14 protein-coding genes and 3 pseudogenes are annotated in these 10,736 nt (G+C 70.2%); 10 read left to right on the top strand and 7 right to left on the bottom strand.

Going from position 1 to position 10,736, the window contains the following annotated elements; translation table 11 throughout:
• Positions 1-98: transposase (locus ACFV7R_RS46035; RefSeq protein ID WP_385276500.1), on the top strand; the 98-nt coding region annotated here is incomplete at its 5' end.
• Positions 99-225: 127 nt separating this feature from the next.
• Here the strand turns inward: ACFV7R_RS46035 and ACFV7R_RS46030 are convergent.
• A complete protein-coding gene (locus tag ACFV7R_RS46030; protein WP_129803571.1) occupies positions 226-429 on the bottom strand; it encodes a cold-shock protein in 204 nt (67 codons plus the stop codon).
• Between the two features lie 303 nt (positions 430-732).
• Here ACFV7R_RS46030 and ACFV7R_RS46025 point away from each other — a divergent pair.
• The 3 genes and pseudogenes from ACFV7R_RS46025 to ACFV7R_RS46015 all read left to right on the top strand — a co-directional run.
• Positions 733-846, top strand: a pseudogene (locus ACFV7R_RS46025) (acetate kinase); the annotation flags it as partial.
• A gap of 86 nt (positions 847-932) precedes the next feature.
• Entirely contained in the window at positions 933-1,262 is a 330-nt protein-coding gene (locus ACFV7R_RS46020; RefSeq protein ID WP_385276492.1) for a hypothetical protein, read from the top strand.
• A 464-nt stretch (positions 1,263-1,726) separates the two neighbouring features.
• Entirely contained in the window at positions 1,727-2,761 is a 1,035-nt protein-coding gene (locus tag ACFV7R_RS46015; protein ID WP_385276489.1) for an alpha/beta fold hydrolase, read from the top strand.
• 123 nt (positions 2,762-2,884) lie between these two features.
• Here ACFV7R_RS46015 and ACFV7R_RS46010 read toward each other — a convergent pair whose 3' ends face one another.
• Positions 2,885-3,913 carry a hypothetical protein gene (locus ACFV7R_RS46010; RefSeq protein ID WP_385276498.1) on the bottom strand — a complete coding sequence of 343 codons (1,029 nt, stop codon included), beginning with the start codon at positions 3,911-3,913 and terminating at the stop codon, positions 2,885-2,887.
• On the bottom strand, positions 3,801-4,574 hold the full coding sequence (locus ACFV7R_RS46005; protein WP_385276486.1) for an FAD-dependent oxidoreductase: 774 nt from the start codon (positions 4,572-4,574) through the stop codon (positions 3,801-3,803). Before ACFV7R_RS46005 ends, ACFV7R_RS46010 begins: the two co-directional genes overlap by 113 nt.
• A gap of 173 nt (positions 4,575-4,747) precedes the next feature.
• On the opposite strand from ACFV7R_RS46005, the gene ACFV7R_RS46000 reads away from it, so the two are divergent.
• The 4 genes from ACFV7R_RS46000 to ACFV7R_RS45985 all read left to right on the top strand — a co-directional run bounded on the left by ACFV7R_RS46000 (position 4,748) and on the right by ACFV7R_RS45985 (position 7,056).
• Positions 4,748-5,167 carry a CBS domain-containing protein gene (locus tag ACFV7R_RS46000; RefSeq protein WP_385276484.1) on the top strand — a complete coding sequence of 140 codons (420 nt, stop codon included), beginning with the start codon at positions 4,748-4,750 and terminating at the stop codon, positions 5,165-5,167.
• Between the two features lie 241 nt (positions 5,168-5,408).
• Positions 5,409-5,849 (top strand): ATP-binding protein, encoded by a 441-nt coding sequence (locus tag ACFV7R_RS45995; RefSeq protein WP_385276481.1) that lies wholly within the window; start codon positions 5,409-5,411, stop codon positions 5,847-5,849.
• A gap of 392 nt (positions 5,850-6,241) precedes the next feature.
• The gene (locus tag ACFV7R_RS45990; RefSeq protein WP_385276478.1) at positions 6,242-6,574 is read left to right on the top strand and encodes a hypothetical protein; all 333 of its coding nucleotides are present in this window, start codon (positions 6,242-6,244) and stop codon (positions 6,572-6,574) included.
• 212 nt (positions 6,575-6,786) lie between these two features.
• Positions 6,787-7,056, top strand: coding sequence for an STAS domain-containing protein (locus tag ACFV7R_RS45985; protein WP_385276495.1), 270 nt, complete (start codon positions 6,787-6,789; stop codon positions 7,054-7,056).
• Between the two features lie 463 nt (positions 7,057-7,519).
• On the opposite strand, the gene ACFV7R_RS45980 is transcribed toward ACFV7R_RS45985, so the two are convergent.
• Positions 7,520-8,155: a hypothetical protein gene (locus ACFV7R_RS45980; protein WP_385276475.1), complete on the bottom strand. Its 636-nt coding sequence runs from the start codon at positions 8,153-8,155 to the stop codon at positions 7,520-7,522.
• Positions 8,156-8,473: 318 nt separating this feature from the next.
• Between ACFV7R_RS45980 and ACFV7R_RS45975 the strand changes: the two are divergent.
• Positions 8,474-8,785: pseudogene (locus ACFV7R_RS45975) on the top strand (transposase); the annotation flags it as partial.
• Here the strand turns inward: ACFV7R_RS45975 and ACFV7R_RS45970 are convergent.
• The 3 genes and pseudogenes from ACFV7R_RS45970 to ACFV7R_RS45960 all read right to left on the bottom strand — a co-directional run.
• A pseudogene (locus ACFV7R_RS45970) lies at positions 8,781-9,059 on the bottom strand (transposase); the annotation flags it as partial. The pseudogenes ACFV7R_RS45975 and ACFV7R_RS45970 overlap by 5 nt on opposite strands.
• Before the next feature lie 123 nt (positions 9,060-9,182).
• Positions 9,183-9,449 carry a hypothetical protein gene (locus ACFV7R_RS45965; RefSeq protein ID WP_385276472.1) on the bottom strand — a complete coding sequence of 89 codons (267 nt, stop codon included), beginning with the start codon at positions 9,447-9,449 and terminating at the stop codon, positions 9,183-9,185.
• 76 nt (positions 9,450-9,525) lie between these two features.
• A complete protein-coding gene (locus tag ACFV7R_RS45960; RefSeq protein ID WP_385276469.1) occupies positions 9,526-9,786 on the bottom strand; it encodes a hypothetical protein in 261 nt (86 codons plus the stop codon).
• A gap of 381 nt (positions 9,787-10,167) precedes the next feature.
• Here ACFV7R_RS45960 and ACFV7R_RS45955 point away from each other — a divergent pair, with 381 nt between their 5' ends.
• Positions 10,168-10,518, top strand: a complete 351-nt coding sequence (locus ACFV7R_RS45955; protein ID WP_385276466.1) for a hypothetical protein — start codon at positions 10,168-10,170, stop codon at positions 10,516-10,518.
• Positions 10,519-10,736 lie beyond the last annotated feature (218 nt).

Below are 10,736 nucleotides of genomic sequence, written 5' to 3'. Positions count from 1 at the left end.
ACGCCATCATGCACGGGCACCTGTGGTCACCCTCGTACTTCTCCGCATCGTGCGGCGGAGCACCGTTGGCGATCGTCCGCCAGTACATCGAGCAGTAACAACGTCCGCTCTGACGTGCAGGTCAGAGCAGTCTTGAGATGCATTCATCCCCGGCGTGAACGCCGGGGCTTTCTGCAAGAGTCCCGGTAAGCGCTGTACGGGGAGCTGGCCCTCATCGACGCAGATTCAGATCGGGCGGATGTTCTCCGCCTGGGGGCCCTTTTGGCCCTGGGTGACGTCGAATTCCACCTTCTGCCCCTCCTGCAGCTCGCGGTAACCCTGGGCGGCGATGTTGGAGTAGTGGGCGAACACATCCGGCCCACCACCCTCCTGCTCGATGAAACCGAAGCCCTTCTCGCTGTTGAACCACTTCACAGTGCCCCTGGCCATGACTGTTTCCTTCGTGGGAACCGGCCCGCGCCTTGCGGGCCCGGGAGGTGATCGCCTTGGTCCGGAGAGGCGCTGAAAAGCAAGAACGCCCATGAGCGCGATCACGGGCGAACGGAACTTCGGAACCACGACTGCTGATCACGACGCTACTCGGGGCGGCTGGCAGCCGCTACCGCTGACGCGGGCGCTGGATGGCCGCAACGAGGTGCCAGCCTGACTCAAGCGGCTCGCCGAGTCACTCACCGACAGACGAAGGAAGGAGGGAAAAGCCACAGGTCAGGCAGCGTTTCTCCGCCCTGCGACGTGGTGATCACCCACCTCGGCGGCGGTTGCTCCGCCTGCGCGGTGCGCGACGGACGCAGCGTCGACAGGACGATGGGCTATACGCCCCTGGAGGGGCTGGTGATGAGCCACCGCGGCGGCAGCGTGGATCCCGGCGCCCTGACGTGGCTGCAGACCCGACACCACCTGTCCCTCCGGTACCTCGGACGACACCCGCGACCTTGTCCGCAGCCGGGCCGAGGGGGACGAGCGCGCTGCCCTCGCCCTGGACGTCTTCACCCACCACTGCCGCCGCGCATCACCGCCATGGCAGTGTCCCTCGACGGCTCGACGGCCTCGTCTTCACCGGGGAGATCGGCGAGGACCAGCCGGAGGTACGCGAGGAGGTCCGCGCCCGGCTCACCGCGCTCGGCCTGTCGGGCCTGCGCACGCCCGGCGCCGGTCGCCCGGAGATCGTCAGCGCCTCGGGAGCCGCGCTCTCGGTCGTCGTACCCACCGGAGAGATCCGGCAAGTCGACCGTGAGACCGGGGCCCTCCTGCGGGGACACTGAGGCGCGTTCCGTGTCGCCCCGCCCCGAGCGCGAACGGCTTGCGCCCGCCGGCTGGATGCAGGCGGAGGCTCCGTGGGACACGGCGGCCACGCCCCGATGCAAGCCCTGTGCCAAAGCACGCGTCCGTTCCAGGTCGCCGCGGGCAGACGCCAACGTCCGCTGGACCACCGCATCGGCGTCGAGGTGACCGCGGCGGGGTCCCCGTCACCTGACTACCGTCGACAGGCAGGACCAGCGAGGCGCCACATGGCGCTTCGCCCCGTTTCGGCACACGATCGCCTCTGACCATGCCGCTCGCGGTCGGCACCCGCTTGCCCCTCCGGCACTCGGCTCGGCGTTGAGTGCTGGCGAAGGCCCTCCCTGGTCAGGAATATGCATGGTGCGTCCTGAGTTGCTCTCATTGCGAGTCATGTCAGTGTCGCCTTGTGACGGAGTGAGTTACGGGGCGGGTGAGGTGTTCGGTGATGGCCTGGATGGGTGCGCTCGTTTCCGCCGCTGGCCGAGGTCGTGGCCGCGTCAGCGAGATCGCGGCCGATGTGCGGGGTCTGCTGCTGAGCGGGCCGGCGCTGCGGTGGGAGCCTGCGGCGGGGCCCGAGGAACAGCGGGGGCAGGTCGTTGTCGAGCCGCGGTCGGCACGGTTCGTGGAGGGCGGGGCGGCGGACCTGGGGCCGGTGACGGTGGCGTACGAGCGGCAGGGGGCCGGGGAACCCGTAGTCCTGCTGCACGGGCTCGGATGTCACCGGCAAGCATGGGATTCCGTCCTGCCGCTGCTGACCGGGCAGCGGGAGATCATCGCGATGGATCTGCCGGGCTTCGGCCAGTCTCCCGATCTGGATCCCGGCGTGCCCCGTGACCTTCAGACGGCCGTGGTGTGGCTGGGCTCGGTGTTCACGGCGCTGGGCGTGGAGCGCCCGCACGTGGTGGGCCACTCGCTGGGCGGGCTCATCGCGCTGCGCCTGGGGCAGGCCGGGCTGGCACGCAGCGTGACCGCGCTGGCTCCGGCCGGTTTCTGGACCGGCATCGAGCGGCGCTACGCCTACGCCGTACTGAACGTCGCCCACCAGGGTGTGCGCCTGCTGCCGGAGCCGGCGCTGACGGCTCTCGTCTACACCGCGCCCGCCCGCGCCGTGCTGACCGGCACCTTGTACGGCCGGGCGGACCTGTGCCCACCGCAGACGGTGGTGGCGGCCCTGCAGACGCTGCGGGACTCGGCCGCGTTCAAGGCGACCCTGCGGGCCGGGCGTGCACCGGGTCTGTTCACCGGCGACATCCCCGATGTACCGGTGACGATCGCCTGGGGCACCCGCGACCGCCTTCTGCCGCCCCGACAGGCAGCTAGGATCCGCGACATGGTCCCGAACGCCCGCCTGGTGCCGCTGCACGGCTGCGGTCACGTGCCGATGCTGGACGCGCCCGGACAGGTCGCCGACACGATCCTGCGCGCCACCGAATCGGGAGATCAGTCCCACTCGGGGCTCGGGCGCACCGACGGGCTATGACGTCCACATACCGGGGACAGCAACCCCGGTGTCAGGTGCCGAAAAACCCCCAAAGAGCATCGAAAGGCATGCGGGCGCCGCGGCGCAGCAGCCGAATCGCAGCAGTCTGGCTCCCGGTCATGGTCAGCTGGGGATGCGTTCCTCGGCGGCGGAGATGACCTCCTGGCGTTGCCGGTGGTGCCGCTCGTACTCCAGTGCCTGGCGGGCCACGCCGACGGGAGCGTCCTGCAGCCGCGCGGTGATCTCGGCCGGGCCCATGGCGTCGTAGCCGTCCCACGGCTCGCCTGCGTGCAGTCGCTCGATGGCGTCCAGAACGCCCTTGCGGTGTGCATGCGCCCGCTCGTAGCCCTCGATCACCGTCAGGTCCGACTGGGACAGCGTGCGCAGCCGCTGCTCGATCTTCTCCGCGGTGAGCCGGCTGAACCCGGGGATCGGCAGATCCTCCTCCCGCGTGACCGCTCCCTGGACCTCCTCGGCCATGCGGCCGGGCCGGGGCATCTCCCGCACCGCGCCCTCGGCCGCACCCCTGGCCCGCCGGCCACCGCGCTGGGCGACGTCACGCGTTCGCTCGAAAGCGGTCCGCATCGTCTGGCCCGCCGCGTCGGCCAAACCGGCGCCGCGGCCCTCGCCCGGACGGGAGCCGCTGGTGGATGCCGCCACGGCGCGGGCGTGCTCGGCGAGGCTGTGCTCCAGTGCCTGCAGCAGTTCCTCGTCCTGGCGGCGCACCGAGCCGAGCAGATCGGCGGTGGCCTGGTCGTCCACCTGCTCGGCGAGGACCTCTCCGGCCCGGGACGCCGCCAGCGCCCGCGCCGCGGTCGCGTACTCGTCCTCCACGTTCCTCAGCAGCTGCCGCGCATCGGCCGGGCCCCTGCCGCGCAGCATCCCCGTTACGACCTTCGAGCCCACCGCCAGCGGCAGCACCGCCGTGCGCGCGGCGCCCCGCGAGACGAACCGCGTCAGATCGACCGCGGAGCCGAGTACCCCCCGGGGCTGAAGCTGGCGCACCTGGTCCTGGATGAGATGGACACTGTCCCGGACTTCATCGGTCTGACGCTCGAGCATCTGCCGGTACGGACCCGGCGGGGTGACCGTCACATCCGCCCGGAACCGGTCGAGGACCGCGGCATGAGCCTGGCGCGCATCCTCCAGCACCGGTACGAGTTCCTCCGTCATCACAGCCATGCGGTGCTCCCTGAGTGAACAATGGGGCGGCAGTCGCCGCACACGGGAAACGGCTGCCCTCAGCGGTCTCCAGGGCCGGGCAACCGGCACCATCCTGCGGGACCCAGTCCAAGATCGCCCGACAGACAGCATCCGGGAGTTCCCCGGCTCGCCGAGCCGCATAGTGCTGCTGACGTGGATGAGGACATGCCGAATTGACCTGTCCGGGTGATCGGGAAGCCGCCGTGCGGCGGGCATGGGGGCCGCACCTGTCGTGAGCGCGGCACGGTCGGCGAAAGCCGAGCCGACGAGGCCGTTGGAGACAGTGACGACGCGGTCGCGCACGGTGTTGATCAGCAAGTTGGTCAGCACCAACGTGCCCCACGAACTGCTGCCCGCCCGTCACGTCGCCCGCAGCGCAGATCCGCGGGTGGCCGGTGCGCAGCGACTCGTCCACGACGACCTCGCCGAGCGCCCCGGTCTTCACCCCAACCCGATCCAGGCCCAGTCCCTCGGCAACGGGGCGGCAGCCAGTGGCGACCAGCAGCTCCTCAGCACGCAGTTCCAACTCGGCGCCGTCGGCGATACGTACACGCGCCGCCTTCTCCCCGTCCCTCGTGCGTACGGCGGTCAGGGTGGCACCGGTGTGCACGGCGATGCCCTCGTCACGGAAGACACCCCGGACGCGCCGCACCAGGACAAAGGTCCATCACCCGAGCGGCGTATCACGACACTGGGCCGCGGAGTGCGCAGGATTCAGGATTAGCGTGGAAGCGCCGTACGAGGCCCAGGGGGTACGTCAGACCCATCCCATCAGGAGGACTCATGCCGGTTGCCGGGCAGATCATGCACCGAGGCGCAGAGTGCATCAACAAGACGGAAACACTTACCCGCGCCGCCGAGATGATGAAACGACGGGAGGTCGGCGCACTGCCGGTCTGTGAGGACGACGGCAGGATGTGCGGCATCATCACCGACCGCGACATCGTGGTGAAGTGCGTCGCCGACGGGCGCAACCCCGCCGAGACACAATGCACGGAGCTGTGCCAGGGCACCCCGCAGTGGATCGACGTCAACGCCGACGTCAGCGAGGTGCTCGAGACGATGGAGCGGCACCAGATCAAGCGGCTCCCGGTGATCGAGAACAAGCAGCTGGTCGGCATGATCAGCGAGCGGGACATCGCCCAGCACCTCAACGAACACCAGATCGCCGAATTCGCAGAGCGGGTGTACGCCACGTCCTGAGCCGGGCTGGCACGCAGCGTGACCGCGCTGGCTCCGGCCGGCTTCTGGACCGGCATCGAGCGGCGCTACGCCTACGCCGTGCTAGCCGTACTAAACGTCGCCCACCCAGGGTGTGCGGCTGCTGCCGGAGCCGGCGCTGAAGGCGCCGCAGACGGTGGTGGTGACCCTGCAGAGGCTGCGGGATTCGGCCTCATTCAAGGCGACATGATCCGATCTGTCCAGGGCAGACGGCAGGAATCCGATGACCGAGCCACCGGAGACCGCGATGGTGCATTCACCCCAGGAGGAGGACCACGGACCCCTCGGTGACGGCAGCTTGCGGACGGCGGAGCAGGCCGGGGATGTGGCCCGCGGCTTCCTGGCCGTGGCCGCACCGGGGCCCGGCAGCGCGGTGGACGCGGTGCTGCTGGTGGTGTCGGAAGTGTTCACCAACGCGATGCGGCATGCCGGCGGGGTGACCAGGTTCTGGCTGGAGGCCGGGCCGGGAGCGGTGACGGTGGCGGTGCAGGACGCCAGCCCCGTCCCGCCGCGGCCCCTGTCGGTGGACGCCACCAGGCCGGGCGGGTTCGGCTGGCATCTGGTGCAGCAGCTGTCGGCGGACGTGCGGGTCCACGTCCATGCGGCGGGCAAGACGGTGACGGCCGTCGTGCCATGCCCCACCGGCGTCACACCACAGGGCTGAAGCAACGGGCACGGATGCTGACATCCGGCCCGTGCTCTGCGGCGTGTCGCGTGTGTTCGCTATGTGCTGTGGGTGCACTGTGTCAGTGGTGCCGATCCTCTCCCGGCGTCGGATGGGACCGTGAGCCGGCCGTGGGCCGGGCAGCCGGGGGCCCTGGGTAGTCATCGCCCGGCAAGGCTCAGGGCCTCCACCCGCGCGGTCTGATGCGTGTCAGTAGTCCGCGCCACACTGGGCTCCTCGCCGATTGAAGCGGGGGGTCGATAGAGTTCCCGGCCGTGCACGCGCAGTGGAGACCGTCTTCGCCCACCTGCCCGAACTCGGCCGCGCGCGGCGGGAAGCGGTCTGGAAGACCCGTCCGCCCCCCGCTGACGTGCGACGAGTGCGGACATGCGATGCACGCGAAGACCTCCCGCACCGGCTTACCGCCCCGGCCGCCCCCCACATGCGCGCTCGCCCTGGAGTCGGTCGCCCACCACCTGCTCAAGCTGGAGCTGGCGAACGCAGCCCGCGACGCCGGCACCCACGCCGAGCTGGAAACCCGCGGCCCGGACGGCACGTGGCGGGCGGACGTGCTGGCCAGCGGCCCCGCCGGAGTCTGGAAGACGGCCCTCGAAGTCAGCTCGCTCACTTTCCACGGGCCCGTCGACGTCGACTCCAAGGGGAAGAACATCCAGGTCATCACCTTCACCGGCATCACCGTCAGCGTCTCCGGCGAACGACCATGACCTCCTGACCCGAACCCACAATCACGGCGTGCGCCGACAGGCGTGGACAGGGCCGCTGGACGTGGGGTCTCCTGAAGGCAAGCCCTTGACGAAGGGGGCGCCGGTGTCCGACACGACACAGGTGAGCCTCAAGACCACCGGCCCCGGCAGGTGCCTGGTCATGGTGTCGGGCGAGCTCGATGTGATCTTCGCCGGGCGACGCCCGCCACGCCCTGAAGGCAGCCGTGGACCAGCACCACAGCGTGGTCGTCGACCTCGGGCAGGTGACATTCTGCGACTGCACCGGGCTGAGCGCGCTGCTGGCCGCCGCCTGCACCGCCCGGGCACGTGGCGTGGAACTGCGGCTACGCGCCGTCCCGCACTCCCTCGCCCGCATTCTGCGCCTGACCGGCACCCACGGCGCGTTCGGCATCGACCCCGGGCAGCCCGGGAGGCTACACGCCCGGCGGGGGGTAGGACAGGAGCGTGCCGCGCTGCGTTAACTGGGCCGCGTCCCCGCGCCGCAGTCAGCACCAGCCGTGGAATGGTGCATGAGGCTCCCCGGCCACGAGCCTGGCGCGCCGTCACCGCGCCAGGCCCTCCCGAGCGGTCTACGCCGCGGCGTACCGGGCTCACGGGCATGCGCTGCGACGAACGGGTGACCTGCCGACTGCCTAGCAGGGCCGGATCGTTGAGCGGGATATGGAATTCCTCGACCAGGGCCCGAACCCTACTCGCGACTCCCGGCTTGCCCACGTGCCCAGACCGGCGGCTCGGGTGTATGAACAGGACACCGGTAGCTGGCGCATGCAGCTGTGGGAGGCCAACGCCCCAGCCAGTCGGGCGCCGGCGGAGGGGAGACCTTCGCCCGCCGCGTGGAGGGTGCCGACAGGACTGCCCCCGTATCCTGCCCGGGACGGCGACGCGTGATGGCGGCACGGACGGCGATGGTCACACTCGCCGCGATCACGCTCCTCGCCGCAGCAGTGTCGGTCGACCTGACGGGGTGAGACGCCCGACCCCGAGTCGAAGAGCGTCTGCGGTGCCGAGCCCCTGGATCCGCTCCAGCGGATGACTGGCCAACTCGCCCCGCTCCATGGCGTAGTACAGGGCGTGCACCAGAACCTTGCGCTTGCGGCGCATCGTCTCCACCGCCGCCTCGCCACCGTCCAGCCTGCGGCGCAGCGACTCCAGCACGTCGCGGGCCAGGGTCGGATCATGCAGGTCGACCAGCGGCCGGGACGCCTTCGCCACCCACTGCAGCACCAGCCGGTCCTCCACCGGCAGCTCCCGCTCCTCCGACCCCGGCACCAGGAACGCCCAGCGGCGCAGGGCACGCTGCAGCACCTCCTCGCGCAGCCGGCCGGGCACGTCCCAGAGCATCGCCAGGGTGATGGCTGTCAGCGCGTCGCTGGCCTCGCCCCGGGTCTTGGCCGCCCGGCCGGGCCAGTGCGCCCGTGCGTACTGGACAGCGAACTCGTACCAGGTCAGCTGGGAGGGGCCCCGGGGCCCATATGCAGAGCTGTTCCCTTGGGCCAGGCCCGCGCGAATGGCCCGCACCAGCTCCACGCCGAACCGCCGCACCACTGGCCTACCAGCCATACGACGACAGGGCATAGACCCCATCGGGCCAGGCTCTCGGCCGGGGAGCCTTCTTTTCCACCCTCCCGTTGGACAATCCGGCTGGCCCGCGGCATGCGGCCATCCCGCCTCCATGTCCCTCAGCCGGCGGACAGCACGGCCCCGCACCGCCTACACCACTTTGAGGGACGCCACCCATGCCACGCCGCTCCGTGTCTGCAGAGTCTCCGGCCGTGCACTGCCGTCGCTGCCCCCTAATACTGCAACCGCATCTGGGGTGACGGCCGGTGCTGTTCGGCGTTGATGTGACTGTGTGCTGATGCGGTGACGGTCGAACAGATTGAGTCGTGGCCGGAGGGGATAGCCGGGCTGCATGCCCGGTTGGCCCATCATTTCGGCAGGTCCGAGCCGCGTGAGCGGGCGCTGGACTACCTGCGCGGGTTGATCGCTCCCCTGGAAAACAAGAACGGCTGGACGCTCGCGGAGCAAGCGGGGCAGGCGCGGCCGGACGGCGTCCAGCGCCTGCTCAACCTCTCCGACTGAGACGAGAACGCCGTGCGTGATGATGTCCGCGACTTCGTCGTGGAGACCATCGGGAGCCCAGACGGTGTCCTGATCTGCGACGACACCGGGTTCCTCAAGAAGGGGACAAGTCCGTCCTCCCCTGGCGGGCGGCCTCGGCGATCACACCTTCCAGCAGCGCGGTGAAGACGCCGGCGTCCCTCCACACCCGGAACCGGCCGTAGACCGTCGGCCACGGACCGAACTCGCTGGGCATCTCCCGCCACTGGCTGCTGGTGCGGAACCGCCAGATCACCCCCTCGAACTGCTCCCGCAGCCGCTCGGGGTACGGGCCGAACCCGCCGATCAGCAGGACCGGCTCGATGAACTTCCACTGTTCGTCGGTGAGTTGCCTGCGCGTCACACCCCGTGTCCTACCGGATCCAGCCCCCGTACGGGAACGGAACCCGAAATAGTGCGGCGTGCGAACTCGCCGTCGGGTGCCATTGAGCGGGCGGCCGTGACGCCAGGATGCTTTCGCTGTGTTTCAGCCGCGTTCTTCCTGCTCTTCCATGAACCGAATGCCCTCATGGGTCAGCGAGATGGTCGCGGGTGTCTTGTGCGATGTCCAGTCGACGGTGATCAGGCCCTCGCCGGCCAGGTAGGCGCAGGCTGCGGACAGGTCCTCATCGGGTATGCGAAGCTTGTCACGGAGTGTGGCTCCGCTGACCTCCAGGCGGTTCCGTTCGACGGCCTCGTACACAGAATCCATGACCGCCTTCCGGTAGGTCTTGCGTTCACGCAGAGTCGCCATGGCTGTTGTTCTCCGGGTGGTGGCTGGCGGTGCGGGCGCGTATGTGGGGCTGGCTTCAGCGGCCTTCACGGTTCTGTCACACCTCGTCCGAATATTGGTGGTCCTCGAAGGACGACTGGCTGGTTGCCAGCCAGGACCGTGCAGGCTCCGCGGCGTGCGTCGTGTCGACGGTGAGATGGAGACGGGTTGCGCCCTCGCGGCCAGCGGGATAGCTGCGCTGCTCGGTCGAGTAGAAGCAGCGGCGAAGCACTGCGGCGACGCGACGAGCGGCCTCCGGCGTCGCCGCGATGATACGGACCTCGGCGCGGTCCGCGGAGGGCAAGGGCTCGTGATCCATGGCGTACCTCCTGCAGGGCGGCGCGCTGAGGATGAACGAGGTCGCCGCTTCAGGCGTCTGGGGTCAGCGTTTTCACGTATGCCTCCTCCTGCAGCGTATGCCCGGTCCTGTGGCCCCTGCCCACCGAGCCGGGCGCCGGCGTCACGGTGATCCCCGGGGGACCGACGCTCGCCGGCACGGGGAGTAACGTCCTGGGCGCCAATCCTGCATCTCCCGGCCCGGCGCAGGCTGGACGGGCTGCGCGGCTGAGGCGGCCGGTCCGCGCCGCGGCGCCGCGCACGCCCATCCTGGGACCCTCCTCGTCCTGTGCTCCCCGTTCGCCCCGACCGAGCACCCATTGTCCGCAACAGGCCCGCGTCGAGACTCTGCAGGACTGCCACCGTGACCATCAGCTATGAGTGGGACCTGCGGACGCAGACCAACACCATGCGCCGCCCCTGGGTGTTCGACTCCGGTGAGGAGGCCCACGACGTGATCCGCCGCTGCGTCCTCGGCCCACGTGAACTCGAGCCGTACGCCACGCTCGCCAGCTTCGACGTCGCCGAGATCACCAACGAATCCGGCGCCGGCTCCCTGACGGGCGGAAGGTCGTGTGACCGGTCCAGCAACATCCCCCAGCAGCCGCTACCCGAACCCTTCGGACAAGTCCACCCGTCAGTGGTCGGGTTGCCGATCACTTTGCGCAGCACACCAGGCTGCGATTCGCCCCTGGGCGTCCATGCGGTCACGTGACCCGCGGGCCGGGGTGGACCGGAGACGGAGCGCCCCGGGTGACCGCCCGGCGCCGGACCGACAGGCCGCGGGCCCGGATGGGGGCCACGGCCCCGCGCGTCGGCGAACCGGCTCGTACGGGGAGTGTTACGGGAGTGCCATGCGCCAGATGCGGGCCCAGGTGGAGGCGTACTGGCGCAGCAGCGGGCCGGTGGTGTACGGGATGCCGTACTTCTCGC

This window comes from Streptomyces sp. NPDC059866 (assembly GCF_042731325.1).
GTDB lineage: Bacteria > Actinomycetota > Actinomycetes > Streptomycetales > Streptomycetaceae > Streptomyces > Streptomyces flavusporus.
The sequence above is the reverse complement of the archived record's forward strand: the minus strand, read 5'-3'. Positions and strand labels throughout refer to the sequence as shown.